Origin of the sequence: Desulfotalea psychrophila LSv54 (genome assembly GCF_000025945.1) — a bacterium.
Taxonomy (GTDB): Bacteria; Desulfobacterota; Desulfobulbia; order Desulfobulbales; family Desulfocapsaceae; genus Desulfotalea; species Desulfotalea psychrophila.
In genome coordinates, this window is sequence record NC_006138.1 from 1,641,789 (window position 1) to 1,668,360 (window position 26,572).

The window sequence follows — 26,572 nt, forward strand, 5'->3', positions numbered from 1 at the left end:
TCAAGGGCCGAGAGTACCTTGCCTTTCTGGTACGCCGTTGTTTCTGGTAGGCGAAAATTAAATCCATGGTAAGTGCGCCTACCAGTATCCTTAATTGTAGCCAAAGTTTATCGGAGAGTACAATTTTTTATGCATCTGTGGCAGGAAGCTTTTGTGAGAGGTAGGTATGATCTGCTGCGTGTGGGGACTGTGGTGGTTGGGGAGTATAGGCTCTTCACTATACTCCTCCTGTTCTGATAGTGGGTGAAACTATTTTGTCTCGAAACCCTGCTCTTCAATAAGTCGGCAGGCATCTTCCCGCTTGATATCACCTGTAATTCTTGCCTCGCCTGCCTGCAGATCCACCTCTACCTCTGCTGGCCCCTTAAGTCCTGCGAGGGCCTCTTTGACACTTGCCACACAGTGGGCACAGCTCATGCCTTCTATTTTTATTGTTATCATTGAGCGATCTCCTGTTTTAGGTTATTCTAACATCTGAGGTTTAAATCCACTATATTTTTACCAAAAAAATAAGAAGGGTGAAAGGGGTTATACTGTGGCAAAATATTCAATTGTTGGAATGCACTGTGCTGCCTGTTCGTCCCGTATTGAGAGGGCGTTAGCAAAAGTTGAGGGCGTTTGTCGAGCAGAGGTGAATCTTGCCGATGAATCCGTGGAGCTGGAGTTTGATGAGCGTATCTCTATAAAGGATATTGGTGACCGGCTTAAGGGTCTTGGCTTTGAGCTTGTTATTCCCTCGTCTGTGGTGGGCAAGGACTATCAGTTTAGAATAACAGGGATGCACTGTGCCGCCTGTTCGTCTCGAATAGAGCGAGTTCTGGCCCAGACCCCGGGGGTGTTGGCCGTTGAGGTCAATCTGCCCGCCGAAACAGCCCATATTCAGGCGACCACCTCTGTGCGCAGGATAAAGGCCGCTGTTGCCAAACTCGGTTTTGGGGCAGAGCTTGTCAGTGATTTGGTGGCAGAGGATCAGCTCCGGCAGGAGAGAGGGCGAAAGGCCTTGGCAGATCAAAAGCACTCTCTGCTTTTGATGATTTTCTTTGCCCTCCCCCTCCTCTATGTCACCATGGGTGAGATGATTGGTCTGCCCCTGCCGCTAGCCCTTGCTCCGGAACACTCACCTGCCATCTATGCCTCTTTGCAGTTCTTCCTGGCTTTGCCCATTGTCTATCTGGGTCGCAGGTTTTACCTGCGGGGAATTCCCGCTCTCCTTCGGGGTGGGCCCAATATGGACTCTCTTATTGCCATTGGTACCGGGGCTGCCTTTATCTACTCCTGTGCAAATCTGCTGGGTATTCTGTTGGGTCAGGATGCCCAGGTGCGGGTGATGGATCTTTACTTTGAGTCCGGTGCTGTCCTTCTTACCCTTGTCTCTTTAGGAAAATTTTTGGAGGCGGGGGCAAAGTATAAGACAGGTGGGGCCATCAACGCCCTGATAAAGCTTACCCCGAAAACGGCAAGGCTTATCGATAGCGATGGCAGTCATCAGGAAATTGCTCTGGAAGAGATAGAGGTGGGAGACCTTCTTTTGGTCCGGCCCGGCGAGCGTCTGCCCGTTGACGGCAGGGTGGTCTCGGGGGCAGGCAGTGTTGATGAATCCATGCTGACTGGCGAGAGTATGTCCGTTACCAAGAGGGAGGGCGATCCTGTTTTTGGTGGGACTCTTAATGCCACCGGCGCCCTGCAGATAGAGACGGAGCAGACAGGTGCAGGCACGGTACTTGCCGGAATTATAGCGATGGTGCAGCGTGCCCAGGGGTCAAAACCTCCCATTGCCGCCCTTGCCGATAAGATCAGTCTCTACTTTGTCCCGGCAGTTCTTGTTATTGCCTTTATTACTGCTGGCCTGTGGTTTTTTGTCGGAGCCGTTCCCCTGCACGAGGCCCTGCGTTATTTTATTGCCGTGCTTGTTATTGCCTGTCCCTGTGCCATGGGTCTTGCCACTCCCACCTCTATTATGGTGGGTACAGGTCGTGGGGCCCAACTCGGTGTACTTATTCGAAACGGTGAGGCCCTGCAGCGGGCAGAAAAAGTTGATCTTGTCGCCTTTGATAAGACAGGGACCATAACCTATGGCAGGCAGAGGTTGGTCAAAATTATTAATCGCAGTTCAATGCCTGAACAGGAGATCCTCTCTCTGGCGGCCTCCATAGAGAAAAATTCAGAGCATTCACTGGCTCAGGCCATTGTTCTGGCGGCAGAGGAGGCCTCGGCGCCCCTTCTGCCCGTGCAGGATTTTCAGGCCGTTGTCGGGCATGGGGTAGAGGCTAGGGCGGGGGGATTATCTCTTCGCTTTGGTAATATTCAGTATATGGAGGGAAGCGGGGTTACTGGTCTGCCTGAGGCCGAGGAGATGAATCGCTTTGCCTGTCTTGGTCAGACCGTTCTTTATTTCGCCATTGATGAAAGCCTGGCGGCCCTGTTTATTGTCGAGGATTCCCTGAGGGAGGAGGTTCCTGCCTTAATCAAGGACCTTACGAGGATGAAGGTCCTTTCGGTGATGCTCACCGGTGACCAGAAAATTACCGCTAAGGCCATTGCTGTACAGGCAGGAATTGGCAAGGTCGTGGCAGAGATTCTCCCCGATGAAAAGGCCGTGAGGGTGGAGCGCCTGCGCAAAAATGGTCACTGTGTAGCCATGGTGGGCGATGGCATAAACGATGCACCGGCCCTTGCCTCAGCAGATGTTGGTGTTGTTATGGGGGCCGGTACCGACGTGGCCATAGAGGCGGCTGATATTGTTCTTATGGGTAATAGGATTGAACATATTGTCACAGCCATTGGTCTTTCCCGGGCGGTGATGCGAAATATACGGCAAAATTTATTTTGGGCATTTATTTTTAATATAATAGGCATTCCCGTGGCGGCAGGTATTCTGGTTCCCTTTGGTGGACCGAGTCTGAATCCTATGCTTGCAGGTACTGCCATGGCCTTGAGCTCCGTTACCGTGGTTTCTAATGCCCTGCGTTTGCGTCGATATAAATAAAATTGTTAGGGAATATAAGTAAAAGGGATACAGACGGGACTAAAATAAATTTTGATGTTTTTTGCCTGGAATCAGACAGGGTGTTTAGTCTCGCAATAGCATTGGTATGCTCATAACAGCGTTTTTATTCTTCTGCTCGGCCTTGGTTTTTTGGCAGAGCTTTCTTGGCCGGGCAGCTATCAAAGTATATATTTTTGCTTGACTTTTTTTCAACTAATTTTATACTCAATAATCATATCAAAGCAGTTACTTCAACGTTACATAGCTAGTTCCATTTTTAGTTCAGTACGCTCACGGGCCCGATGGCTTGGAGCGAGGTTTTATATAAAATTATAAACTTTTAACTAAAGAGGTATTCTATGTCTAAGTTAGTAGCACCACACGGCGGTAAAGGGTTGGTCTGTGCGCTTCTCGAAGGCGATGCTTTAGCAGCAGAGCTGAAGAAGGCAACAGGACTTAAACAGATTGAAATTTCTGACCGCGCCAAAGGCGATCTTATCATGATGGGTATCGGTGGATTCTCTCCACTGACCGGTTTTATGACCAAAGCTGATTGGAAGGGAGTTTGTGAGAACCTTCAAATGGCTGATGGTACCTTCTGGCCTGTACCTATTACCCTTGATATCAGTGCAGCAGATGCAACAGATGTAGCCGTAGGCTCTGAGATTGCCCTGGTAAAAAATGGTACCACCTTTGCCACCATGTTGGTCGAAGAGAAGTACGAGATGGCTGATGAAGATAAAAAGTGGGAATGTGAGAAAGTTTTCATGGGCGAAGGTGAAGAATCCGTAGATGGAAACTTCTGGAAGCTCGCTCCTGAAGATCATCCTGGCGTTATCATGGTTCAGGCTCAAAAAGAGTTTAACCTTGCCGGTCCCGTTAAGGTTCTCTCCGAGGGAGAGTATCCTGCAGAGTATCCAGGTGTTTATCTTAAGCCTGCTGAAACCCGTGCCATGTTTGAAGAACGTGGTTGGGCAAATGTTGCGGCTCTTCAACTCCGTAATCCAATGCATCGTTCCCATGAATATCTTGCAAAAATTGCCGTAGAGGTATGTGATGGCGTACTTATTCACTCCTTGATTGGTAACCTTAAGCCAGGTGATATCCCTGCACCTACCCGGGTTAAGGCCATTGATATTCTTATCGAAAATTATTTTGTTAAAGAAAATGTAATCAATGCCGGTTATCCGCTTGATATGCGTTATGCAGGTCCTCGTGAGGGTCTTCTGCACGCAACCTTCCGTCAAAATTATGGTGTCAACAATATGTTGATTGGTCGTGATCATGCTGGAGTTGGTGATTTCTATGGTCTCTTTGAGGCTCAGCAGATTTTTGACCGTGTTCCTGTAACCGGTGATCCCGGCAAAGATCTTCTCTGTAAGCCAATGAAGATCGATTGGACCTTCTACTGCTACGAGTGTGACGGAATGGCCTCTCTTCGTACCTGTCCTCATAAGAAAGAGTCTCGTGTTATTCTTTCTGGTACCAAGCTTCGTAAGGCCCTCTCCGATGGTGCCGAGGTGGTAGATCATTTTGGCCGCGATAAGGTGCTTGTCTATCTTCGTGACTACTATGAGGGACTCACCGAGAAGGTTGAGGTGAAGATGCAAAAGGCCGCTTCCGGTAGCGCTATGTAGTAAGTTTTTTGTCTCTGCAGTTTTGAGGGGTACTGCCTTTTTGGTGGTACCCCTTTTTTTATGTTTGTTGTAGAAAGAATAGAAGAATATTTTTAACAAACAGAGGAGAAGTCAATGGCAGAGTTAACAGTGGGTTTAGGGGCACGTAGTTATCCTATTCGGATAGAGAGAGGTTGTCTTGACGGGGTTGGTGACAGCCTGGCCGAACTACAGGTGGGTAATCGTTATGCCATTATTGTCGATGATTATGTGGCTGGTCTCTATGGTGATCGGCTCTGTGCTTCGCTTACCAGGGCAGGTATTCGCTTTCAGCTCTTCTCTTTTCCCCGTGGTGAAGAGAACAAAAATCTTACCACCTTTGCAGACCTTGCCTCTCGTCTTGCCCGCGCTCGCTTTGATCGTCATGATGCAATCATAGCCCTTGGTGGTGGGGTGACAGGAGATCTGGCAGGTTATCTTGCTGCATCTTATATGCGTGGCATTCCCTTTGTGCAGGTGCCGACTACCCTGCTCTCTCAGGTGGATAGTTCCGTTGGCGGAAAAACTGGGGTAGACATTCCCGAGGGCAAGAATTTGGTTGGTGCCTTTTATCAGCCCAAGGCCGTCTTTATTGATCCTCAGGTGCTTGAAACCCTGGCCCATGAGGAGTTGCTTGGTGGTCTTGCCGAGGTGATTAAGTATGGTGTTATTTGGGATTGAACGTTCTTTCATTTTCTGGAGGAGAGCAGGGAGCAGATTCTTGCCCTTGATCCCGAAACAGTAGAGAAGATGATTCTTACCTGTTGTTCCATTAAGGCAGAGGTGGTTGCCGAGGATGAGCGCGAGGGCGGTTTGCGTAAGATTCTCAACTTTGGCCATACCATTGGCCATGCCATAGAGGCGGAGTCTCACTTTTCCCTTATCCATGGTTTAGCCGTTGCCATAGGCATGGTGGCTGCTAGCCGACTGGCCTTTGCCAAGGGGCTTCTGGCAGCGGAGGAGGTGAGGGAGGTGGAGGAGATTATTGCCGGTTATGGTCTGCCAACAGAGATTCCGCTAGAATATGATAATGACAATATCCTCTCTTATCTACAGGTGGATAAGAAAAATGTGGCCGGGCGGGTGGTCTTTGTCCTGCCGGAGAGAATTGGCGCCACCCTTATAAGCGACGGAGTGACTGAACAAGAAATTTTGTCTGTTTTACGTCAGGATTAGCCTTTTATTAATGAGAAGGAGATGGTCGAGATGTCTGTATATGAATTTTACTGTAAGGGCTGTAATACCATTTTGAAGTTTTCAGGCGAAACGGAAGGGGCTGGGCAACCATCCTGTCCTCTCTGTGGGGCTGCGGGGCTTGTTGCTGAAAAGTCTCGTTTTTTTCTGGGTGAGAACTCTGCTGACACGGGGCGTGAGGCCCTGTTGGCTGGCCTAACTGAGGAGAAGATAGGTTTGGCCTTTGAGCAGCTTGGCAAAGGGGCGGAGGTGGATGGCTCGCAGAGCATGGTGGATCTTCTGCAGAGCTTTTCCTGTGATGCCGGTCTTGCTCCGACAGAGTTGCTGAAGAAGGTTCTGTCCGAAGGTGTGGACTCTGAGCGTGTCGGACAACTGGAAGAAGATATTGCCTTTCGCCATCTCGTTGTTGGTGGTGAGGATCTGCCTCGGCGTAATGAGAGGGTCTACCCTCTTGCCCAGTATCTTTGGGCTTGTTAGGAAATAACATGAGCATCTTGCCTCTCAGCTTCGGGCCATCTTATTTTGTAACAGATCTTTAGTGTAGGGTAGGTTTTGCTCCCCAGATAATGCTTTGGCCCCGGTAGATTTTTTCCTTTTCGATGATAATGGCTTGAACCTGTTCCTCTGTTAGTTGCAACTCTTCGGCAAGTTCTGCTGTGTTGTAGCAGGGTTGTCCGTCGGGGCTATAGGAACAGGGCTTGAGCCGGGGGAAGGCGTTGGTGGTTGCCTGGGCAGAGGCCATCAGGAGAAGATTCTGGATATCATGGGGGCCGTAGAGCATGATCCATTCGACAGCTTCACCCCATGTCTCAGAGTCAACTGTTTGATTTGTTACAATTTTCATTGCCATTTCAAGAGTCCACTGGTCTTTGAATTTTATCATTATTTTCCTGTAGAGAGTTGTTTTCTTGCTAGATCTTAATGCCTTATTGTAGAGTAGTGCCCAAGTTAGGTTTTTGTTCGCCTTGCTGTAGAAATGAATCATGTTATTATAGCAGTAAGGACCGGGCGCTTGTCCAGTAAAAAGATATAATTACCCTGTTTATATATATGGAGAGGAGGTTAGGTTGGACGTTGATGAATCTTTTATGGAGGTGGCTCTGGCGCAGGCTGAGCGAGCTCTGGTCGCGGGCGAATTTCCCGTTGGCTGTGTAATTGTTTCTCAGGGAGAGGTGGTGGCCGTGGGCGAGAGGCGCAACTCTGTCTCTGCCAATGAGTTGGATCATGCCGAGATGAATGCCCTGCGCACCTTATTGGCTCAGGGCCAGCCAGCTGATATGGAAAAGTTGGTGGTCTATTCGACCATGGAACCCTGTCTGATGTGTTATAGTGCCCTTATTGTTAATGGCGTGCGCAATATTGTCTATGCCTATGAGGATGCGATGGGTGGTGGTACGAGCCTGCCCCTCTCTCAGCTTGCTCCGCTCTATGCGGGCATCAGGATGAATATCAGGCCCCATGTTCTGCGGGCGCGGAGTCTGCGCTTGTTTCAGCAATTTTTTAGTCGACCTCAGCCATATCTGCAGGATAGTTTGCTCTGTCGTTACACCCTTGGTCAGACGTCTACCTTGCCGTGATGGGTGAAATTTAAAATATAGAGGGCCCTGTGGCTTGGGCCAAGTTTTTATAAAGGAGATTTATTATGGTGGATTCTGTGGCGCGGACTGTGGGCTTCCAGGCAGGGGAGCGTAATGTCTTTTTACATATATTGACTGCGTGTAATCTTTCCTGTGCGCACTGCTATATCAATCCCGAGCAGCACGGTAGTAATACCCTTGATAAAGAGACCATTGCCCATTGGCTTGATCTCTTTGCTGATGCTGAAAAAAAGTCTAACCTTATCCTCCTGGGAGGTGAGCCCACTCTCCACCCGGACCTTGCCGAGATAATATCGATTGCTAAGGCCAAGGGCTTTTCCGTAACCGTTGATTCCAATGGCTATCTGCACCATGATCTCTTGGAGCGAACAAGTCCTGAGGAGTTGGATTATCTCAGCTTTAGCCTTGATGGGCCCGATGCTGCGGTTAATGATCCCGTCCGTGGTGAAGGTGTTTATGATGTCTGCGTAGCTAATATTCGCAGGGCAATTGCCAAGGGCTTTCGGGTCAGTCTTATCTATACGGTCAGCGGTCGTAATATAGAGGCGCTGGATCGTATGCCTGCCCTTCTTGATTCCCTTGGGGTGGAACGGTTTTTTATTCAGGTCATTGGCCTGCGGGGAGAGTCGGCCAAGGCTGGTAAGGGGGATCTGCAGGTAGATCGGCGTCGTTGGTTCGAGGTGGTGCCGGCAGTGGCGGCAGATGCCGCAGCCAGAGGGATTCATGTAACCTGGCCCAAGGTCTTTTTAGGGGACGGGGAGGTCTTTCAGTGTGCGGGCAATGTGGCAGAGAACTATTTTGTCTTTCCCAATGGCCGGGTCTATCAGTGTCCTCTCTGTGAGGATTATCCGCTCCACTCTTACTGCATTAAAGATGGTCAGCTGCAGGCGCGGGAGGGTTTGACTGAAAAGAATTTCTTTTCTCTTGATATAGCTGAGGGGTGTGTGATGAATAAACTGCTTCAGCCTGAAAACATCAGCTATCGGGATGGGGTGGTGGAGAACAAGATCTCCTGCTGTATGCTTAAGCAGGAGATGGTTGGTGTAACTCGCTAGAGGTTCTGTCCGGCCGCCAGGTCATAGGGCTAAGCATCATCCTTCTTGCTTGCCTTAACTCTGTTGAAGAGGGCGCTGAGGAAAATGCCTGATTCGTAGAGGAGGAACAGGGGGCCGGAGAGAAGGGCCGAGGCCATAAGGTCGCCTGCGCAGAGGAGAAAGGAGAGGGTGATGATGGCTATATAGAAGTACATCCTCTTCTGGCGAAAGTAGCGGGCCTGTACGAGGTTTGCTTTGCCGGCCATCAGCATAAGAAATGGGATCTGGAAGGCAATGCCAAAGGTCAGGATGGTTCGTCCGACAAAGGTCAGGTAGAGTCCGAGCTTGGGTAGTGGCCTCATGGCCTCCGAGGTGTAGCTCATAAAGTAGGAGAGTATTTTGGGCAGTATAATGAAAAAGGCAAAACTCCCCCCGGCCAGAAAGAGCAGGGTTGACCAGAAGACCACTGTTCTGGCGATGCTCCTCTCCTTCTTGGTGAGACCGGGCGCAATAAAGGCCCAACTCTGGTATATGCAGTAGGGCATGCTGCATATAAGGCCAATGAGGAGGGCAAGCTTGATATAGGCGAGAAAGGCCTCGGGGAGATTGGTGTATACCAATTTGTAGACAAGAGGGCTTGCCTCCTGCAGTGGCGTAATGCATGCCCGGGCAATTTGTTCGGAAAATATATAGGCAACTGCAGAACAGAGAACAATTGCAATGCCGATGCGGATAATCCTTTTGCGTAGCTCCAGGTGATGCGGGCGAAAGAGGGCAAGGCTACGTTCAAGCATTGGAATTGTCTGTTCGAGATTATAATGCCCCATTCTCTTTCTCCTTATGATCAGTACCAGGAGAATCTTGCTTTTCTTCTTTCTTATCCGTCTCGCTCTCCGGCTCAATTTCAATGAAGGTGCTGGTGTCAACCGCGTCCACGCTGGTGTTCTTCATCAGTTCCCGGTAGGCCGCGCCTGCCTCACCCAGATCCGAGGTGTCGGGGAGTTTGTCGAGGCCGTCTTTGAAGTTTGGAGTGGCAAGAAGATTGCTTTTCAGGGCAGCAGCGGCATCCTCCAACTCTTTTTTTGTTTCGCTGAGAGGGTTACCCTCTTTCTCTATGGATTGTTTGAATCCCTCTGCTGTTTTTTTCAGCTCCATGGCGCCCTTGGCAATGGAGCGGGCAAGTTCTGGAAGTTTGTCTGGGCCGACAACAATCAGGGCAAGGGCAAGGATGAGAATCATTTCCGGCAGGCCGATTCCAAACATAGTATTTCCTTTTTCGTTATGGGACAATGTTATTGAGGGATGAGACTGGCAGATTTTACGTCATTTTATCTCTGGTGTCAATAACACCCCCTCTGCTCTGTTGCAGTCTCAGTCAGGTTTTTCTTAAGCCTAAGGTCTTGTTTCTTGGGGTTGGGGGGCGGGGTGTAGAGGTTTCTTACTAAAAATTTCAATGATTGACTTTTGCTCTTGATTTTGCTAAAATACCCTGTTTTTCTTGCGAGGTTGGCGACTGGGTTCGTAGGCCTCTTCTTTTTTTATGTCATGTAACGTTTCGCAAGCAATCGTTATTTTAAATTTTTATGCTGAATCTAGTGACAGTTTCCAATCCTAATAGGAGAGAGTAGATGTCCAGTGTTGTAGTTGTAGGTGCCCAATGGGGTGATGAAGGTAAGGGAAAGATTGTAGATTTATTGACAAAATACTCTGATTATATTGTTCGTTTTCAAGGCGGCAATAATGCAGGGCATACCCTTGTTGTAGATGGTAAGAAGTTTGTCTTTCATATTATTCCTTCAGGTATTTTGTACGAAGAGAAGACCTGTATGATCGGTAATGGTGTTATTCTTGATCCGGGCGTATTGCTTGAAGAGATGGCAAGTCTTAAAGAGAGGGGCCTGGAGGTGAAACCAAATCGCTTGATGATCAGTGATAACGCTCATCTCATCATGCCATACCATTCACAGCTTGATCAGGCTAAAGAGTCTGCCCTGTCAGCTAGCAATAAAATTGGTACCACCGGTCGTGGTATTGGTCCTTGCTATATGGATAAGGTGGGTCGTGTAGGAATTAAGGCAGGTGATTTGCTTGACGAAGACCTTTTCAGAGAAAAACTTCGTTGTGCCATTGAAGAGAAGAACTTTATTCTCACCAAAAAATTTGGTGCACCTGCGGTTGATTTTGATTCTGTTTATCGTCAATTTATGGATTTTGCTGAACAACTTTCCCCATATTTTGGTAATGTTTCTGTTACCCTTGATGAGGCACGCCGAGCTGATAAGAATATCCTCTTTGAGGGTGCTCAGGGAACTCAGCTTGATATTGATCACGGTACCTATCCATTTGTAACTTCTTCGAATACTGTTGCAGGTAATGCCTGTGCCGGTTCCGGATTTGGTCCGTCTCATATTGATGCTGTTGTTGGTATCGTTAAGGCTTACACCACCCGTGTCGGTTCTGGTCCTTTCCCAACGGAGCTTTTTGACGAAAAAGGCGAAGAACTGCAGAATAAGGGTTCTGAGTTTGGTGCAACCACCGGTCGTCGTCGTCGTTGTGGTTGGTTTGATGGAGTTGTGGCAAACGATGCTGTTCGTCTCAATGGACTTACCGGTTGGGCCTTGACCAAGCTTGATGTCCTTAGTGGGCAAAAGAGCATCAAAATGGCAAGCTCCTACGATCTGAATGGTAAAAAATTGCATGCAATGCCAAATAATATCAAGGATGCTGAGGCGCTTAAACCTGTATACGAAGAGGTTCCTGGTTGGGCTGATGAAGTCGATGGTATCTGCAACTACGATGACCTGCCAACAGAGGCAAAGGATTATGTTCGTCGTATTGAGGATTTTACTGGTGTTCCTGCTAATATAGTTTCCGTTGGGCCGGATCGTGCACAGACCATGATGCTCTCTAACCCATTTGAAACAAAGAAGTGTTGTAAATAACAGCTCCTTATTGGGGTTGGGATATCTTGCCATGGGTTGCGGCCCATGGCATAAATAGCATAAGAGGTTTTAATATGGCTAGAATTACTGTTGAAGATTGTCTGGATCAGGTAGGAAAAGACAATCGTTTTAATTTGATTCACCTTGCTGTAAAACGTATTCATCAGCATCGTCAGGGAGAGCCTTTTCTTGCAGGTGAGAGAAATAAGGAAGTTGTTAACACCCTACGTGAAATCGCTGCAGGCAAGGTAACCCTTGCAAACATTGATCAACTACCTGATATGGTAGATGGAGTTTTGCCTGAATCAGGCAAAGCAATGGGCAAATCTGCTGAATAATGTGTAGGTATTAAGATTTCATGACTATTGATTATTACGAAACATTATCTGTTGAACGAGATGCGGATCAGGGCACTATAAAAAAGGCCTACCGCAAGTTGGCAATGAAGTATCACCCGGATCGCAATCAAGGGGACAAGGAAGCTGAGACTCTTTTTAAAGAGTGTACTGAGGCCTATGAAGTACTTCGTGATGAAAGTAAACGCCGAATATATGATACCTATGGTCACGAAGGGTTAAAGAATAATGGCCAGCGTGATACGGGCGGTGCCGGTGATATTTTCTCTCATTTTGGCGATTTATTTGGCTTTGGTGGCGGTGGTGGAAGATCTCAGGCGCGTCGAAATGGGCCGATTGAGGGAAATGATCTGCGTTACGATGTCTCTATCTCTTTTATGGAGTCGATACAAGGTGTCTCCAAAGAGGTGAAGCTTTCTCGTCGTGAAACCTGTTGGACCTGCGAGGGAACAGGAAGTCGGCCGGGCTATCAGCCTCAGACCTGTCCCACCTGTAATGGTCGTGGCCAGGTTCTTCGTTCGCAAGGATTTTTTCAGGTCAGTACAACCTGCCCGGAATGTGAGGGCGAGGGCCAGGTGATTAAAGAGCCATGTAATGACTGTCATGGTGAAGGTCTGGTCAAAAAGACTAAGACTGTTGCTATCAAAATTCCTGCCGGAGTTGATACGGGCGCTCGTATGCGTTTGCGTGGTGAGGGTGAAGGCGGACGTCGTGGTGGTCCCTCCGGTGATCTCTTCGTCATAGTCCATGTATCATCCCATGAATTTTTTGAACGTGATGGTGACACAATTTACTGTCGTTTGCCTGTGTCAATGACCACGGCAGCTCTTGGTGATACGGTTGATGTTCCCACTGTTCATGGCAAGAAAAATTTGAAAATACCTGCTGGTAGCCAATCCGGAGAGCGATTCACTCTGCGTGGTGAAGGTGTCCCCTCTCTTAGAGGTCGGGGTAACGGTGATATGGTGGTTGAGCTTCATGTGGAAACCCCCACCGGTCTTTGTGAAGAGCAGAAGAAAATGCTTCGGGATTTTCACTCTTTTTGTGAGGAACATGGCCAGCACGAAAAAACGAAGGGCTTTTTTGCAAAACTTTTTGATGAAGTTCTTGGAAAAAACAAATAATATTGTATCTTTGAGGGGGCTATGGATTCTGAGACAAAATCACCACTGAGTCATTTTGATGAGAGCGGCAATGCGCATATGGTTGATGTCGGTGCCAAAGGTGAGACAAACCGTAAGGCTTATGCCGCAGGATCTATTTCTATGAATCCTGAGGCCTATAGACTTGTTAAGGCGGGTACTATGGCCAAGGGGGATGTGCTTGGTGTTGCGAGAATTGCAGGACTTATGGCAGCAAAGAAGGTAGATGAGCTTATTCCTCTTGCTCATCCCCTTTTGATAACTAGCTCAACCATTGATTTTGAACTTATGGATGAGAGCTATACGGTGAATATCTTTGCCACGGTTGGCATGACTGGTAAAACTGGTGTCGAGATGGAGGCCCTCACAGCGGTTTCTATATCGGCCCTGACCATTTATGACATGTGTAAGGCCGTTGACAAATCTATGAAAATTAGTGATATTCGTCTGCTGAAAAAGACAGGCGGAAAAAGTGGTATATTTATTCGTAAAGACTAATTGTTGATATTTATAAGATCGTATTGAAGGAGATTGTTAATGGATAAAGATGTGTTGGAACATTTTCGTCAGCAGTTGCTGGATAAGCGTCAAGAAATTCTACAAGAAGTTGATAAAACCCTCGGTGATATGACCGATCAGACGGCAAATATCCCAGATCCTAATGACAGGGCTACGGTCGAATCTGGCCGAAATTTTGAGTTGCGTCTTCGTGACCGGGAGCGTAAACTGCTCGGTAAGGTTGATGCGGCTATTGTTAGGCTTGAAGAGGGTGAATTTGGTATCTGTGAGGCCTGTGGGGAAGATATTACCCTGAAGCGCCTTGAGGCCAGACCCGTAACAACCCTTTGTATTGACTGTAAAACACTACAAGAAAATGAAGAGAAATCTGTCGCAGAATAGCTTTTCCCTTTCTTTTCTTGTAGCTTTGATCCTAACGGGCCAGTAGGCAGATGTGCCTTTTGTTGCTGGTCCTACCCCTTCCACCAGTACTCCTATTGTTACAGCATGAAAGATATACAAAATCAAAGAGATACCCGCCAGGTGGATATTCGCAAGGTTGGGGTGAAAACAGTATCTTACCCAATTGTTGTTTTGGATAAGGCCCAGAAAAAGCAACATACCATTGCTCAGGTCAATATGTATGTGAATTTGCCGCATCATTTCAAGGGCACTCATATGAGTCGTTTTGTCCAGATTCTTGCCGAGTGTCATGGTGAGATAGATTTACAAAACTTCATCAAGATTCTTGAAAAAATGAAGGAGAGACTTTCGGCTGCGGCTTCGCATCTGGAAATGTTCTTTCCCTATTTCCTGCAACGTGATAAGGTTGATGCTACTGCCCTGTTAACAAAGTATAATTGTGGTCTTTGTGGCTCATTGCAAGAAGAGAGCAACCTGCGATTAAGTCTTGATATTCCTATATACTATTCAATAACCTCAGGGGAAAATAGGACTCGCTGGGGTCATGTCGATCTCTCTTTGCATCTGGAGAAATTTTACTGGATTGAGGATATTATTGAGCAGGTTGAGGGGGCTATTGAGGTAAGTCCTATAGGGCATGATTCAGAGGTGGCTACCTCAACAACAGAGCTTGCCCATCGTATTGGTGGAGCCCTGGCGCTGATAGATGAGGTGGAGAGTTTTTCTTTGACAGTTCACCATCAAAGTGAAAATTTTAGCACCTTTGCTCAGCTTGAGTCTAACCTATAGTCGCTTTGTTCCTCTGTGTGTCCCGGCTGTGTGCCCCTTATTGGTGGAGAATATTTATATCTTCCTACGGGAATCTTGAAAGCTTCAACTTTTCAAGTCCCCCTTACCTTTACCTTTACCTTTATTTATTGATAGCTATGCGTGATCTACTATTTGAAATTGGAACCGAGGAATTGCCAGCGGGATTTCAACGCCCGTCTCTTCAGCAGTTGAAAGAGAAGTTTATCCAAAAGGCTGCAGAGCTTAAGATAGAGCATGGTGCGGTGGTAACTCTTGGTAGTCCACGCCGTTTAACCATCATTGTCAAGGATCTTGCCCTAAAGCAGGATGATATCCTTGAGGAACTTCTCGGGCCCTCCAAAAAGGCGGCCTTTGATGGCGATGGTAATCCCACCAAGGCAGCCCAGGGCTTTGCCCGTTCCAAGGGAGCTTCTGTTGAAGATCTTCAGGTAGTAGAAACGGCAAAGGGCGAGTACCTTATGCTGGTGCGTGAGCTTAAGGGACAGGAGACTGTAGCTCTTCTGCCAAAGCTTCTTGAAGAACTCATTGGCGAACTCTCTTTTGCAAAATCCATGAGATGGGGAAGTTATACAACGACTTTTGCCCGCCCTATTCAGTGGTTGCTGGCTCTTTTTGGTGAGGATGTTGTTGCCCTTAAGCATGGTGATATCGTCTCTGCTCATACCAGTCGTGGCCATCGCTTTATGGCCAATGTAGATTTTGTGGTGAAAGATGCCGCCTCCTATGAGGAGCTACTTCTTGAGCATAATGTAATTGTTGACCCTGCAAAGCGCCGGGCCAAGGTTGTGGAGGAGATTCATAGGGCCTTGGCTGAGAGCACTCTTGTCGAGGGTACTCTGGCTGTGGATGAAGAGTTAGTCGATACAGTGACCAACCTCGTTGAATATCCATATGGGGTCTGTGGCGTCTTTGCTAAGAGTTTCTTGGATCTGCCCGATGAGGTACTGACAACCTCCATGCGAGTGAACCAAAAATACTTTACCATTGTTGATGATGCAGGTGCCTTGGTTAATGGTTTTGTTGCGGTAAATAACACCAAGGTTATTGATAGTGAGGTGACCCGTAAGGGCCATCAACGAGTTTTACGTGCCCGTCTTGACGATGCGATCTTCTTTTTTGCCGGTGACAAGAAGACAAGCCTGGAAAGTCGGGTAGCCTCTCTTGCCGGCATTGTCTTTCAGACAAAACTTGGCACCATGGCTGAGAAGACTGAACGAATTGTTAAGTTGACCCGTAGCCTTGCCGAGGTAATTGACCATAGTCTGGTTGCAGATGCCTGTCGGGCAGCGACTCTCTGTAAGGCCGATCTTATCACTGACATGGTGGGGGAGTTTACCTCACTTCAAGGTGTTATGGGTGCAGCTTATGCCACCAATGATGGCGAAAAAGAGGGTGTGGCTCTGGCTATTAAGGAGCACTATATGCCAAAACGTGCCGGGGCAGAGTTACCTGACACCGATCTTGGCGCCTTAGTGGGCCTTGCCGATCGTCTTGATACCATTGCCGGTTGTTTTGGTATTGGTCAGATCCCTACGGGTACTGCTGATCCCTTTGGTCTGCGGCGCTTGACCCTGGCCGTGCTTCATATTATCTCTGAGCGTGGTTATACCATCTCTTTGCATGAAATGGTGGGCAAGGCCCTGGCCCTTTACGGAGATAAGGTCAACGGCGGCAACGAAACAGTGGAAAAAATCATTGATTTTATGCGGGGGAGATTGGCTAACGACTGTGTGAGTCGCGGTCAAAATGCCGGAGCTGTTGAAGCTGTTCTTAGTCTGGGCTTTGATGATTTAGGCGATATCCATGCCCGTATTCAGGCCCTGATGGAGGTACGCAAGGAAGACTCCTTTGCTGTACTTGCCGCCTCCTTTAAGCGTATTCGTAATATTATTAAGAACAATACTGCGGTAGAGGTTCAAACCGATCTCTTTGAGGAGGATGCAGAGCGTAATCTCTTCTCTCTTTTTCAGCTGGTGGCCGCAGAGATGCAGGACCTTGTCGCGAAAAAAGAGTATCTTGCTGCCCTGATGGTAATGCTCAAGATGAAAGAGCCTGTGGATGCGTTTTTTGAGAGTGTTATGGTGATGGCCGAGAACGATGCTGTGCGGCAAAATCGTTTGAACCTGCTCACCGCCCTGGCGGATCTTGTTATGCAGATAGGTGATATCTCGAAGATGCAGGACTAGCCAAAGCTGGGATAAAACAAAAAACCTGTGGATAATTCTCCACGGGTTTTTTTATGCGTATTTCATTTCATAGTTTAGTAACTACAGTTCCTCTGTGCTCAGTCCTTATTAAGCTGGAGGGTGATGCCATTCGGGCTAGGGGTGATTTTTGCTTGCAGGTGTGTAGCCAGTGATGCTATTGCTGCATCCTTTACGACCTTCTGCCCCTGACTGGCCAGAGTTTTTGCTGCCAATTGCAGAGAATATTGGGGGCCGGATATTTGCCAGGAAAGGACGATCTCTTCGCCCTCCGAGCATAGCTGATAGCTTTTGTCTAACAATAAGAAAAGAAGGGCTTCCAGGATTGGCAGGGAATGATGAATCTCTACCTGTGCCGGGCATTCCAGGCGGACGGTAATATTTTTGGCAAGAGCCTTTTTTTCGCTGAGTTCGATGCAGAATCCGATTAACTCTTGCCCGGAGATAGGGCCCCGTCCTCTGTCTGTGCTATGGGCAAGCATGTTCATTCTTTGTACAATCTTATTAGATCGTTTTACCTGCTTATGGATACCTGCCGTTGCCTTTTGGACACGGCTGATTTCAATAGTGCCTTCATCTGCCCCAAGCAGGGCAAAATCTTCCAGTAGACCTGCGTGTTCGTTGATTATGGCCAGAGTGTTTTTGATTTCATGGGAAATCGAAGCGAAAACCTCTGAAAATACCTCAAGACAAATCTGATGAGCCTCTTTTTGTTGAACCATGTTTTTCCCCATTTTTAGGCTTCTTCTGTTGTTGATTTTGTAAATGCGCCTTCTATTTTTTCGAGGAGGAGATGGAAGTCAACGGGTTTCATGAGATAGTCAAAGGCACCACGTTTTATTCCTTCACTGCCACTTGCAGAAGAGCCATGCCCTGTAAGAATAATGACCTCGGTAGCCAGGCCTTTTCCCTTGATATAGCTGAGCAATTCGAGGCCATTGATATCCGGCATTCTCAGGTCAACGATGATGACATCAAAAGAATTCTTTCCGATCAGATCAATGGCGGCTTGACCGGAGCTTGCCATTTCAGCTTTATACTGTCGTAGGTTGAGGCGGGTCATAAGGGTGTCGGCAAATTCAATTTCATCATCGACAATAAGTACCTTAATTTCTTTTTTATTATTAGTTTTCTTCATTTTTTCCCAGTGCTGGTATGGTGATGGTAAAGGCTGTACCCCCGCCAATATGGGACTGGACGATGATGTCGCCACCCATTTTTTTAACAAGTCCATAGGTGATTGAGAGGCCAAGCCCTGTGCCTTTGCCTGTTTCTTTTGTGGTGAAAAATGGTTCAAATATGTGGGGGAGGTACTCCTTTGATATGCCCTCGCCTGTATCCTGAATAATAATTTGTACCTCTTCTGCAAGCAGATGGGTGGTGATGGTAATATTACCGTCGTCTGGAGTAGCATCAATGGCATTATTTATAATGTTTAGGAAGACCTGTTGGAGTTGTACATTGTTGCCATAAACGTCGGGCAAACCTCCTTCAAGTCGGAGAACTAGATTGATTTTACTATACATTATAGAATTTTCTAAGAAAGAAAGTACGTCACGAATGATATCATTGATTTGAACCTCCCTGAGCTCAACCTCTCCGCGTCTGGCAAAGCCAAGTAGGCGGTGGGTGATTGTTTTGCATCTCTCTATATTTTGGTCAATTGATTTCAGGCACTTGCTGATGGCTGCCCTATGTTCAAAGTCTGGGGAGAGGCTCAGTAGATCTTCTGCCAGGCCATTTTTTTGATTAACAATAGCAAGGGGATTGTTAATTTCATGGCCAACACCTGCGGCCAGCCGACCAATGGAGGCAAGTTTGTCGGTGTGCTCAGCCTCTTGGAGGAGAGCGATTTGGATGTCATCTGTTTTGCGAATGAGATCTTTTAGGGCGCAGGCAATGGCGTAAACAACCGCAGTGCTGGTCAGGAGGCAAGCACTGAGAATGAGGAAAAGCCTGGTGCAAAAAGATGTCCACTGTTTATGGGCAAGGTATTTTTTTTCAATGAGCACCAGAGACCAGGGGCTGTTGATGATTTTGCCTATTGCATAGAGGCTGTGGGCATGTGTTGCCGAGTTGTTTTTATTGCTAGGGTGCAAGATGTCTGGATCATATTTTGAGAGAGGAGGACCAAAAATAGTTGATGCTGTTTGGATAATATTGTTGTCGTCAATTAGAAAGAGATCTTCCGAAGCCTTGGTTTTGATGGTTTGCACGATTTTTTCGAGGGAGGTGGCGTTTATGGTCGCCCGTAGTATCCACAGTTTTTGTCTGATAGGATCATAGCTGCTTACGGCTATGGCGAAGTGGGGCACCTTACGGTGTCCCAGGTAGACCTGGCTGATATAAAGACCTTTCTTCGTTACGATTTCAAGCCAATCTTCCCGGCTATAATCTTCTCCATAGAGACCATAGGGACCAGAGTAGGCCTGTTGTATTCCTGTGTCATCAATAACGCCAATATCTGCAATAAAGTTATACTGTTGTTTAATTAGGGCGAGAAGGCTATCTATATTGCCGTCTTCTGTGAGATCCTGAAAGGTGTCATTTATAGAGATAAAATATACCACTGATTTAACATTGTCTATCATGGCCGTAAGTGAGCCAACGGACCCATCAAGCCGCCATTTTATTTGCGCCTGTTCCTCGGTTTGTAACAGGCTGACGTAGTTTTGGTAGCTCAGTAGGGAGATGAGCAGGGCCGGCCCCCAGGCTATAAGAAGCATGGTGAAAAAGAGGAGTTGGCGGAGCCTGCGATAATCCCTGCCACCTGCTTCCTCCCTTGCCTGGGAGCTGAGCAATTTCGGGGTTATTTTTTTTATAAATGTCATGAAAAAATTCATAGGTTGAAGATCTCATTATGAAGATATTATTTAGTTTCAGAATAAATGTCGTACCTTCAAAAACTGTTTTTTTATCTGAGAGCCACGGAACAGAAATTTTTTTCTGATCCGTGGCCTTTATTATGTTCCATCCCACTTAACAAAAAAGAGGATGTTACTTTTTATGAAGTCTTCCTTTAGATATATATCTTCATACCCATGAGTGGCCAGATAAATTGTACTGAAATCCAGACAACAACCATCAAGACTATACTCGCCGGGATGCCATAGAGTACGAATTGTCCTGTGGTGAATTGCTTGGAATTATAAGCAATTGCGTTTGGAGCTGCTCCCACCAGAAGGAGAAAGGGCATTCCTGCTGTGACCAGTGACGAGAAGAGAATCACCTCTCCGGTAACGCCCAGGTATGGAGCAATAACCAGGGCTACGGGCAGTGAGATGGCGATGGCTGCCACATTCATAATGAAGTTGGTCATTATCATGACGAAGAAGGCCATGCCAAGGATGAAGACAATGGCCGGCGCATCGGTGAAGAGCTGAAGCCAGTTAACGGCAAGCCACTTTGCCGCCCCCGTATCCCAGAGGCAAAAACCAATGGACATGGCACCTGCAAAGAGAAGTATGATGTTCCAGGGAATCTCTTCAAGGTCATCGATATCTAAAATGTTAAAGATAAAAAAGCAGATGGTGCCTACCAGCATTACCCCCGTTTTGTCAAAATTGGCGAAAATAGGGACAAAATTTTTCAGGGCAATGACCAGAATAATTAAGAAGACGATCATAAGGGCAATTATTTCGTTTCGGGTCCAGGCCCCGAGTTCTATATACATTTTTTTGGATCTTTCCTGGAGGCCCGGGATACTGTCTTTTTCGGGTTTGCAGAATACCATGAAATAGCCCCAGAGCAGGAAGACCATCAGCCAGCCAATGGGGAACATGTACATGGTTAATTCGAAAAATGAGATGTCAATATTGGTGATATCTTTGTAGAAACCAAGGGCTACAGCCCCACGTGCGGCCCCCAGCAGGGTGACAATACTGCCGGCCCCGGCAACGAAGGCCATACCGATAAAGAGTCCTCGACCAAAGCGGGTTTTGTCTCCCTCCTTGTCCACGTAGAGAGCATGGATGGTCATGAGGAGTGGAAACATTGTTGCTGCCACCGCCGTGTGGGCCATGAGATGGGTAAGGGCTGCCGTCATAACAAAGCAACCGAGATAGATCCTGCTCGTCTTCTCACCGATTATTGAGAGCATCTTGTAGGCGATTCTTTTGGTCAGGCCTGTCTTGGTAAAGACCATGCCGATGACAATGGAACCAAAGATAAAGAGCACCGATGGATCCATGAAATCTTTGAAAGCAATCTTGGCTGGTCGAATAAGAAAGAGTGCCTGAGCCGCGCCAATGGCAAGGCTGGTGACGCCAATGGGGACAACTTCAAAAACCCACCAGATTGCGGCGAGGCCAAAGAGGGCAAGCGCTCCCTTTGCTTCGTGGCTGAGGGGAAACTCTGTGCCGGCGGGGTCGATTGCCGGTGCCCAGTTTGGGGCATAGTAGATTGCCAGGAAAACACCAAGTCCAAGCAGGAGGAAAAAAATTCTTTTTATATCAATTTTCGTTGTTGAGGGTGTGTCTTTTCCGGAGCTTTCCTTTTGTAGGAGCTGATTATCACTTGCATCTATTTGTGATGCTGGCATGGTTGCCTCCAGGGATATAAGTCAGGCACTAAAGCTTGTCAGGCGCAGAGGGCACACCTCAGCTGTCTGTTTTAGTTGCACCTTTAATTTTTTGTAAGGTCGGGGTTGTTACCAGGCCCTGTTCTTTAAGATCTCTTTGATCGCTTCTGTGGCTTTTTCTTGTGAGATAAGGATTCTTTTATCTTTTGCCTCACTGATTTTTTCTAGAAGTTTTGGGAGATCCAGAGGTTTTTCTAAGAAATCTTCAGCACCGAGCTTTATTGCCTCTGTACTTGCCTGTATGGTGCCATGGCCACTGAGCATGATTATTTCAGTGTCCGGTGCCGTTTCCTTGAGCTTTTTCAAGGTCTCCAGGCCATCCATGCCGGGCATGGTGAGGTCGAGGACAACGACATCAAATTTTTCCTTTTCGATAAGTTTTAAGGCATCCTGGCCGCAGGTGGATGTGCTGACGGTGAGGCCTCGTATTTGTAGACGATTTGAAAGAGTCTCAATAAAATCCTTTTCATCATCAACCAAAAGTACCCGTGCTTTTATTGTCTCTGCCATGGTCTGCTCCTCTATGCTGATTTTTGCTGATGGCTTTTATTGGCAGCATTGATGGCTGCAGAAAGTTCCTCTATATCGACGGGCTTATTCATATAGGCAAATGCCCCAAGGCTCATACACTCCTTCTCATCTTCCAGATCACCATGTCCGGTGAGGATAATGATCTCGATTTCGGGGTATTGCTTTTTTGTTCTGTGGAGAACCTCTACACCATGCATGCCTGGCATTTTGAGGTCAAGAACCATGACATCGGGCCGGTCCTCTTTGAGAAGTTCCAAGGCGTCTTCGCCGTTATAGACACCGTAGGTGCCGACATCGCGACTAATAAGACGCTGTGAAACTGTTTGGACAAACTCCTGTTCATCGTCAACAAAGAGTACCTTGGATGGTAACTCAAATTTTTGTTGGCGGTATATAGAATCCGAATAATCAATCGCCTTGCTTGCCTTTATATCCTTTACTCCGGCAATATCTGAGATGAGCGATGTGAGATCAGCTGTGAGCTTGTCAAAGTTGAAAACAGTTTTATGAACCTTTAAGTCAACACTCCCTCCCTGGCAGGTAACGGTGAGGGCATGGCCATTCTCTAACAATTTTTGCTCAACTTCCGCAGCAGAGAGCATGTCCTTGATTGCCTGGAGGGAATCGGCTGATCGGAGCACTGAAGTTTTTCTATAAAAGCTGGTTATTTGATTGACAATCTCTTTGAGGTTTTGCCCATTATGTGGAATAATTATATCGTAGAGGGAGGAGTCAAAAGCCTCTTTCTTATAGAGAAAGTCTGACCAGCTATAGGCTTTACTGTCCTCTTGTCTAATTCTTTTCAGGGCTTCTTTTACAGAAAACCCCTCAGCCTGTGCCTGTTGAACTCTTTCCTCTCTGTTGCCTGTGACAAGTACGGTGAGGACCTCTGTTATTTTTAGTGGAATAAGCAGGCTGTGGTAGCCAAAAAAGAGATATTTATCGCCGGTACTTAATTTCTTGACCAAGATCTGGCGGAACATGTTTATGGCTTTCTCTTTTTTCAAGGTGAATTGATTAAAGACTGATGTCTTGTCTGTGAGCAATGTTCTTAGTGGATCTTCCTGGCAATGAAAATGGCTGGCAGTTTCTTTAATAAGATCTTCGTCGCCGTATTTCGTTAGCTGGAGCTGTCCGGACAACTCATTAATAATTTCTGTGCCTTGGCTGAATTCGTATGGGAAAAAAGCAATTGATGACATAAATTTCTCCTCTATTTTAAATTGGTTCAAATACCGTAATAATTTTTTTTGTAGTCAGTTAGGGTGATTTGAAAATTTCGCTAGATCTCAGGTAATCACTGATTTTGAGGTATTTATAAAATTATTTTGAATAACCAAGAAATTTTAAGAAAAGGCTATTTTTCAAGGTTCCCTTTAGCAATCAGCTATCTATGCATTTGCCGGTTTGTCATAGGTCTTTGCGTATCAATAAAAAATAGTTGCAGATAATCGTCTCTTTTATAAAGGAGGCAAAATACTTTTTAAGTTGCTACTTAAATAGTATATGAGCAAATTAAAGGTTAATTCAAATAAAAAAAGTGTTTTTCCAGCGGACCATTAGTAACGTTTATTGTGACAATACGCTTATTTACGGTATGGTCGTTCTTTGGAGGTCACCTAGACGGTCTCTGGCAGGGCCTAGGCGTGCAGGGGGTACAAGGTGAATAACGGGTTATGGATTGTCGTTTCGGTTGCGATTTGAGGAAACCAGAGGTGTTTGAGGCGAGGTTGTAAAGTTATTTTTGTGTGAGAAACTTCTCTTATGTTCTCATTTGGTAAGCTAAATTGAGAGTTCTATTTGTTAAACATAGGTCAGTAGCAGGTTGCATTTTATATTTGATGATATAGGAAATGCTTCTGAGAGATGGCTGTAACGGTATATTGTAAAATAGTTTAGGAATGATGGTTGTAAGGGGGAAAATTGTGTCAAGGGGACCTTTTTGTGGGAAGGAGAAAAAAATATATATAGTGACTCCCAATTCGGTTTGAAAAATTGTAATTTCCTTATCTGGTTGGTAGAAGGATGTATGGGGCAGTTTCTAAGAAAACACTTGTTTTTACTAGCTTTGTGTCTAATGAGGAGGGATTTTTCAAATATTTATGGGCTGTTATTTTTCTTGTCGTTTTGATCTGGTCAGCCATCGAGCCTAAGGACTATATCAGTTGGTTTCTTGAGGTGGCACCGGCCATCATTGGCGCTCTGCTTCTCTTCTGCACCTATAGGAGCTTCAGGCTCACGGGGCTGGGCTATTTTTTTCAGGGTTTTGTCCCTGCTCTGCTTGCCCGGGAAATTATTATTTGCAGGCAGGTCTTCACCTCTTGTGCCTGGCAGAATTTCTTTATTATTTGTTTCTGCCTTGCCTTTAGTGCATTTTATGAATTAATAGAGTGGACTGTGGCAATAATTTCAGGTGAATTTGCCGATGCCTTTCTTGGTGGCCAGGGGGCGATGGGATACTCAGTTTGATATGGCCTATGCCCTTCTGGGTGCTATTTTGGCTCTGCTCTGCCTCTCCAGATATCATGATAAACAGCTACAAAAGATAAAAGGATCTTAGATAATGGTAATATTTCGTAGAATAGAAGATGCTGATTGGCCCTATATTGAAAAAATTGAGGAGGAGGTCTATGTCCCCTCTCTAGGTGAGGAGCTTGTTGTTTTGCAGAGTAAGTACCTTGCCTCCCCGGCCACCTGCCTGGTGGCGGTGGAAGAGAGTGAAGAACTGGCCGGTTACTGTCTTGCCTATCCTCTGGATGCTTGTACTGTTCCTGCCCTCAATAGCCAAACCAAATTAGGCGGCTCTGTGGAGAGGGGGAATATTTTTATTCATGATCTTGCCATTTCAGCTAAGTATCAGGGCAGGGGCCTGGGTGCTGAACTCTTTGCTAAGCTCTGTCGATTAATACGGGAGCAGGGCTTTTCTTCTATAACCCTTGTTGCCGTTCAGGAGGGTCCCAAATTTTGGCATAAACTTGGCTTTACCCCTCATTCAGAATTGGTTGCCGATATTAAGGAGTACGGGGTTGGGGCCCAGTTCATGGTAAGGAATATCGTATAGCGGGCTGTAGAGGCTGACTGCGGGGATAGTGGCACAAAAAGCCCGACAGTCTTTAAAGAGACTGTCGGGTTTAATGAGAAGAGGGTGGCTGGTGGGGAGAGCCTTCTGCTGGGATTAAATTGCCCAACCACCGACATAAAATCCTATCAGGCAGAGGGCAATGATAACTACCCCTGGCTTGAGCTTTTTCCACTCTCCACTAAAGAGCCGACCAAAGACCAGGGTGGTAAAGCCCAGGGTGATACCTGTGACGATGTTGCAGCTCAGGACAATGAAGATTGCGCAGGTGAGGCCGGAGAGGGCGTCCACCCTGTCATCCATTTTTAGCTTGGTGGCGTTGCTGAGCATTAACAGACCAACATACATAAGGGCAGGGGCTGTGGCGTACGATGGGACAAGGTGGCTCAGTGGTGAGAAGAAGAGCATAAAGAGAAAAAGCAGACCCACCACAATTGCGGTGATACCTGTCTTGCCACCAGCGGCGGTGCCGGCAGCCGATTCAATGGTCACGGCAGCAGGTGTTCCACCAACAAATCCTGCAAAAATACTGCTGATAGAGTCGACGGTGAGGGCCTTGTCGCCGTCGATGATTTTTCCACTGGCATCGAGCAGGTTTGCCTGACCGGCAAGGGCCCGGATGGAGCCCGTTGCATCAAAGATAGCGGTTATTACCAGGGCAAAAACCACGGGTAGCAGGGCGGGATTGAGGGCTCCCATTAGATCGAATTGACCAATGAGGCTGTCTTTTGCCCCAAAATCAGGCATGGCAGCAATTCCTTGAAAGCTTACCTGAGGATCAAAGATGAGGCCAAAGGTGGAGAGGAGAATAATAACCAAGAGGATGGCCCCTGGTACCCTTTTACTTTCAAGGCCGATGGTTGCAGCCAGACCAATGATGGTGGCAATTACCGGGAGGCTGGTGACGTCCCCTAATTTTACTGGTAGGCCGGCACTATTTGCCACAATAAGTTGGACATTATTGGTGGCAATGAGGAGGAGGAAGAGACCAATACCAATTCCTGTTCCGTGGGCAATACCAAGGGGGAGGTTGTTCAGTATCCACTGCCGAGCTCCTGTGATGGTAACGGCGGTAAAGATAAGACCCATAAGCAGGATTGCCCCGAGAGCCACGGGAATTGGAATTCCCTGCCCGAGGACAAGGCTATAGGCGGTAAAGGCGGTAAGCGATATTGCACAGCCGACGGCCATGGGCAGGTTGGCCCATACTCCCATTAGTATTGAGCCAAAGGCTGCAACCAGACATGTCGCAATAAAAATAGCACCGCCGTTAAAGCCTGCCTGGCCCAGCATATTAGGAATGACCACAACCATATATACCATGGAGAGGAAGGTAGTAAGTCCTGCAACTATCTCTCGGCGTAGGTTACTACCCCGTTCAGAAATTTTAAAATAACTATCAATGAGGGATAGCCTGGATTTCGGTGACTTGTTTGGAGATATCATGTTATTACGTTTTTGAACTCTTATTTTGGAGATGGATCTTCTCAGGTGGGCGAAAAATGCCAATATACAGTCTGCTCTGGTCTGTATTGACTAAA

Annotated in this window: 26 protein-coding genes and 1 pseudogene; 16 read left to right on the top strand and 11 right to left on the bottom strand. The window is 46.9% G+C overall.

Features of this window, described 5'->3' with window-relative positions; translation table 11 throughout:
• Nucleotides 1-249: 249 nt before the first annotated feature.
• On the bottom strand, nucleotides 250-441 hold the full coding sequence (locus DP_RS07465; protein WP_011188711.1) for a heavy-metal-associated domain-containing protein: 192 nt from the start codon (nucleotides 439-441) through the stop codon (nucleotides 250-252).
• Nucleotides 442-535: 94 nt separating this feature from the next.
• Between DP_RS07465 and DP_RS07470 the strand changes: the two genes are divergently transcribed.
• From DP_RS07470 to DP_RS07485, 5 genes are all read left to right on the top strand, one after another.
• Nucleotides 536-2,986, top strand: a complete 2,451-nt coding sequence (locus DP_RS07470; protein WP_011188712.1) for a heavy metal translocating P-type ATPase — start codon at nucleotides 536-538, stop codon at nucleotides 2,984-2,986.
• A 359-nt stretch (nucleotides 2,987-3,345) separates the two neighbouring features.
• Nucleotides 3,346-4,623 (top strand): sulfate adenylyltransferase, encoded by a 1,278-nt coding sequence (sat, locus tag DP_RS07475; RefSeq protein ID WP_011188713.1) that lies wholly within the window; start codon nucleotides 3,346-3,348, stop codon nucleotides 4,621-4,623.
• 114 nt (nucleotides 4,624-4,737) lie between these two features.
• The gene (locus tag DP_RS19365; RefSeq protein ID WP_011188714.1) at nucleotides 4,738-5,322 is read left to right on the top strand and encodes a 3-dehydroquinate synthase family protein; all 585 of its coding nucleotides are present in this window, start codon (nucleotides 4,738-4,740) and stop codon (nucleotides 5,320-5,322) included.
• A 15-nt stretch (nucleotides 5,323-5,337) separates the two neighbouring features.
• Complete coding sequence (locus DP_RS19370; protein WP_456151369.1) at nucleotides 5,338-5,817, top strand: 3-dehydroquinate synthase family protein; 480 nt, start codon at nucleotides 5,338-5,340, stop codon at nucleotides 5,815-5,817.
• 30 nt (nucleotides 5,818-5,847) lie between these two features.
• Nucleotides 5,848-6,312, top strand: a complete 465-nt coding sequence (locus tag DP_RS07485; RefSeq protein ID WP_041277764.1) for a hypothetical protein — start codon at nucleotides 5,848-5,850, stop codon at nucleotides 6,310-6,312.
• Between the two features lie 58 nt (nucleotides 6,313-6,370).
• Here the strand turns inward: DP_RS07485 and DP_RS07490 are convergent, their stop codons facing one another.
• Entirely contained in the window at nucleotides 6,371-6,718 is a 348-nt protein-coding gene (locus tag DP_RS07490; RefSeq protein WP_049785034.1) for a hypothetical protein, read from the bottom strand.
• Between the two features lie 184 nt (nucleotides 6,719-6,902).
• On the opposite strand from DP_RS07490, the gene DP_RS07495 reads away from it, so the two are divergent.
• Both DP_RS07495 and DP_RS07500 read left to right on the top strand, forming a co-directional pair.
• Nucleotides 6,903-7,412 (top strand): nucleoside deaminase, encoded by a 510-nt coding sequence (locus tag DP_RS07495; protein ID WP_011188717.1) that lies wholly within the window; start codon nucleotides 6,903-6,905, stop codon nucleotides 7,410-7,412.
• 65 nt (nucleotides 7,413-7,477) lie between these two features.
• The gene (locus tag DP_RS07500; protein ID WP_011188718.1) at nucleotides 7,478-8,488 is read left to right on the top strand and encodes a radical SAM protein; all 1,011 of its coding nucleotides are present in this window, start codon (nucleotides 7,478-7,480) and stop codon (nucleotides 8,486-8,488) included.
• Nucleotides 8,489-8,517: 29 nt separating this feature from the next.
• Here the strand turns inward: DP_RS07500 and tatC are convergent, their stop codons facing one another.
• Both tatC and DP_RS17405 read right to left on the bottom strand, forming a co-directional pair.
• On the bottom strand, nucleotides 8,518-9,294 hold the full coding sequence (gene tatC, locus DP_RS07505) for a twin-arginine translocase subunit TatC (RefSeq protein ID WP_011188719.1): 777 nt from the start codon (nucleotides 9,292-9,294) through the stop codon (nucleotides 8,518-8,520).
• The gene (locus DP_RS17405) at nucleotides 9,281-9,730 is read right to left on the bottom strand and encodes a twin-arginine translocase TatA/TatE family subunit (protein WP_083818947.1); all 450 of its coding nucleotides are present in this window, start codon (nucleotides 9,728-9,730) and stop codon (nucleotides 9,281-9,283) included. Before DP_RS17405 ends, tatC begins: the two co-directional genes overlap by 14 nt.
• Before the next feature lie 365 nt (nucleotides 9,731-10,095).
• On the opposite strand from DP_RS17405, the gene DP_RS07515 reads away from it, so the two are divergent.
• From DP_RS07515 to glyS, 7 genes are all read left to right on the top strand, one after another.
• Nucleotides 10,096-11,409, top strand: coding sequence for an adenylosuccinate synthase (locus DP_RS07515; protein WP_011188721.1), 1,314 nt, complete (start codon nucleotides 10,096-10,098; stop codon nucleotides 11,407-11,409).
• 74 nt (nucleotides 11,410-11,483) lie between these two features.
• Nucleotides 11,484-11,747 carry a DNA-directed RNA polymerase subunit omega gene (gene rpoZ / locus DP_RS07520; protein WP_041277765.1) on the top strand — a complete coding sequence of 88 codons (264 nt, stop codon included), beginning with the start codon at nucleotides 11,484-11,486 and terminating at the stop codon, nucleotides 11,745-11,747.
• A gap of 20 nt (nucleotides 11,748-11,767) precedes the next feature.
• Nucleotides 11,768-12,889, top strand: coding sequence for a molecular chaperone DnaJ (gene dnaJ / locus DP_RS07525; RefSeq protein ID WP_011188723.1), 1,122 nt, complete (start codon nucleotides 11,768-11,770; stop codon nucleotides 12,887-12,889).
• Between the two features lie 21 nt (nucleotides 12,890-12,910).
• Complete coding sequence (gene moaC / locus DP_RS07530; protein WP_011188724.1) at nucleotides 12,911-13,405, top strand: cyclic pyranopterin monophosphate synthase MoaC; 495 nt, start codon at nucleotides 12,911-12,913, stop codon at nucleotides 13,403-13,405.
• Nucleotides 13,406-13,444: 39 nt separating this feature from the next.
• Nucleotides 13,445-13,807 (top strand): RNA polymerase-binding protein DksA, encoded by a 363-nt coding sequence (dksA, locus tag DP_RS07535; RefSeq protein WP_011188725.1) that lies wholly within the window; start codon nucleotides 13,445-13,447, stop codon nucleotides 13,805-13,807.
• A gap of 105 nt (nucleotides 13,808-13,912) precedes the next feature.
• A complete protein-coding gene (locus DP_RS07540) occupies nucleotides 13,913-14,617 on the top strand; it encodes a GTP cyclohydrolase, FolE2/MptA family (RefSeq protein ID WP_011188726.1) in 705 nt (234 codons plus the stop codon).
• Between the two features lie 137 nt (nucleotides 14,618-14,754).
• Nucleotides 14,755-16,824: a glycine--tRNA ligase subunit beta gene (gene glyS / locus DP_RS07545; protein ID WP_011188727.1), complete on the top strand. Its 2,070-nt coding sequence runs from the start codon at nucleotides 14,755-14,757 to the stop codon at nucleotides 16,822-16,824.
• Nucleotides 16,825-16,922: 98 nt separating this feature from the next.
• Here the strand turns inward: glyS and DP_RS16735 are convergent, their stop codons facing one another.
• From DP_RS16735 to DP_RS07575, 6 genes are all read right to left on the bottom strand, one after another.
• Nucleotides 16,923-17,564 carry an ATP-binding protein gene (locus tag DP_RS16735; protein ID WP_156792228.1) on the bottom strand — a complete coding sequence of 214 codons (642 nt, stop codon included), beginning with the start codon at nucleotides 17,562-17,564 and terminating at the stop codon, nucleotides 16,923-16,925.
• Nucleotides 17,565-17,578: 14 nt separating this feature from the next.
• Nucleotides 17,579-17,980, bottom strand: coding sequence for a response regulator (locus tag DP_RS07555; protein WP_011188729.1), 402 nt, complete (start codon nucleotides 17,978-17,980; stop codon nucleotides 17,579-17,581).
• The gene (locus DP_RS16740; RefSeq protein ID WP_162096634.1) at nucleotides 17,967-19,673 is read right to left on the bottom strand and encodes a sensor histidine kinase; all 1,707 of its coding nucleotides are present in this window, start codon (nucleotides 19,671-19,673) and stop codon (nucleotides 17,967-17,969) included. Before DP_RS16740 ends, DP_RS07555 begins: the two co-directional genes overlap by 14 nt.
• A gap of 188 nt (nucleotides 19,674-19,861) precedes the next feature.
• Nucleotides 19,862-21,382: an SLC13 family permease gene (locus tag DP_RS07565; RefSeq protein WP_011188731.1), complete on the bottom strand. Its 1,521-nt coding sequence runs from the start codon at nucleotides 21,380-21,382 to the stop codon at nucleotides 19,862-19,864.
• 108 nt (nucleotides 21,383-21,490) lie between these two features.
• Nucleotides 21,491-21,931: a response regulator gene (locus DP_RS07570; RefSeq protein ID WP_011188732.1), complete on the bottom strand. Its 441-nt coding sequence runs from the start codon at nucleotides 21,929-21,931 to the stop codon at nucleotides 21,491-21,493.
• An 11-nt stretch (nucleotides 21,932-21,942) separates the two neighbouring features.
• Nucleotides 21,943-23,154, bottom strand: coding sequence for a response regulator (locus DP_RS07575; RefSeq protein ID WP_041277766.1), 1,212 nt, complete (start codon nucleotides 23,152-23,154; stop codon nucleotides 21,943-21,945).
• Between the two features lie 868 nt (nucleotides 23,155-24,022).
• Here DP_RS07575 and DP_RS07580 point away from each other — a divergent pair.
• Nucleotides 24,023-24,512 (top strand): annotated as a pseudogene (locus DP_RS07580) (DUF2238 domain-containing protein).
• A 3-nt stretch (nucleotides 24,513-24,515) separates the two neighbouring features.
• The gene (locus DP_RS07585; RefSeq protein ID WP_011188735.1) at nucleotides 24,516-25,013 is read left to right on the top strand and encodes a GNAT family N-acetyltransferase; all 498 of its coding nucleotides are present in this window, start codon (nucleotides 24,516-24,518) and stop codon (nucleotides 25,011-25,013) included.
• A 114-nt stretch (nucleotides 25,014-25,127) separates the two neighbouring features.
• Here the strand turns inward: DP_RS07585 and DP_RS07590 are convergent, their stop codons facing one another.
• Entirely contained in the window at nucleotides 25,128-26,477 is a 1,350-nt protein-coding gene (locus DP_RS07590) for an NCS2 family permease (RefSeq protein WP_049785148.1), read from the bottom strand.
• Nucleotides 26,478-26,572 lie beyond the last annotated feature (95 nt).

Coding starts and splice junctions, on each gene's coding strand:
- DP_RS07570 (WP_011188732.1), bottom strand. CDS start 21,931: ATGGCAGAGACAATAAAAGCACGGGTACTTTTGGTTGATGATGAAAAG.
- DP_RS07485 (WP_041277764.1), top strand. CDS start 5,848: ATGTCTGTATATGAATTTTACTGTAAGGGCTGTAATACCATTTTGAAG.
- sat (WP_011188713.1), top strand. CDS start 3,346: ATGTCTAAGTTAGTAGCACCACACGGCGGTAAAGGGTTGGTCTGTGCG.
- dnaJ (WP_011188723.1), top strand. CDS start 11,768: ATGACTATTGATTATTACGAAACATTATCTGTTGAACGAGATGCGGAT.
- DP_RS17405 (WP_083818947.1), bottom strand. CDS start 9,730: ATGTTTGGAATCGGCCTGCCGGAAATGATTCTCATCCTTGCCCTTGCC.
- rpoZ (WP_041277765.1), top strand. CDS start 11,484: ATGGCTAGAATTACTGTTGAAGATTGTCTGGATCAGGTAGGAAAAGAC.
- DP_RS07555 (WP_011188729.1), bottom strand. CDS start 17,980: ATGAAGAAAACTAATAATAAAAAAGAAATTAAGGTACTTATTGTCGAT.
- DP_RS07490 (WP_049785034.1), bottom strand. CDS start 6,718: ATGATAAAATTCAAAGACCAGTGGACTCTTGAAATGGCAATGAAAATT.
- DP_RS16740 (WP_162096634.1), bottom strand. CDS start 19,673: ATGACATTTATAAAAAAAATAACCCCGAAATTGCTCAGCTCCCAGGCA.
- glyS (WP_011188727.1), top strand. CDS start 14,755: ATGCGTGATCTACTATTTGAAATTGGAACCGAGGAATTGCCAGCGGGA.
- DP_RS07585 (WP_011188735.1), top strand. CDS start 24,516: ATGGTAATATTTCGTAGAATAGAAGATGCTGATTGGCCCTATATTGAA.
- DP_RS07465 (WP_011188711.1), bottom strand. CDS start 441: ATGATAACAATAAAAATAGAAGGCATGAGCTGTGCCCACTGTGTGGCA.
- tatC (WP_011188719.1), bottom strand. CDS start 9,294: ATGGGGCATTATAATCTCGAACAGACAATTCCAATGCTTGAACGTAGC.
- DP_RS16735 (WP_156792228.1), bottom strand. CDS start 17,564: ATGGTTCAACAAAAAGAGGCTCATCAGATTTGTCTTGAGGTATTTTCA.
- dksA (WP_011188725.1), top strand. CDS start 13,445: ATGGATAAAGATGTGTTGGAACATTTTCGTCAGCAGTTGCTGGATAAG.
- DP_RS07565 (WP_011188731.1), bottom strand. CDS start 21,382: ATGCCAGCATCACAAATAGATGCAAGTGATAATCAGCTCCTACAAAAG.
- DP_RS07515 (WP_011188721.1), top strand. CDS start 10,096: ATGTCCAGTGTTGTAGTTGTAGGTGCCCAATGGGGTGATGAAGGTAAG.
- DP_RS19365 (WP_011188714.1), top strand. CDS start 4,738: ATGGCAGAGTTAACAGTGGGTTTAGGGGCACGTAGTTATCCTATTCGG.
- DP_RS07540 (WP_011188726.1), top strand. CDS start 13,913: ATGAAAGATATACAAAATCAAAGAGATACCCGCCAGGTGGATATTCGC.
- DP_RS07590 (WP_049785148.1), bottom strand. CDS start 26,477: ATGATATCTCCAAACAAGTCACCGAAATCCAGGCTATCCCTCATTGAT.
- DP_RS07575 (WP_041277766.1), bottom strand. CDS start 23,154: ATGTCATCAATTGCTTTTTTCCCATACGAATTCAGCCAAGGCACAGAA.
- DP_RS07500 (WP_011188718.1), top strand. CDS start 7,478: ATGGTGGATTCTGTGGCGCGGACTGTGGGCTTCCAGGCAGGGGAGCGT.
- moaC (WP_011188724.1), top strand. CDS start 12,911: ATGGATTCTGAGACAAAATCACCACTGAGTCATTTTGATGAGAGCGGC.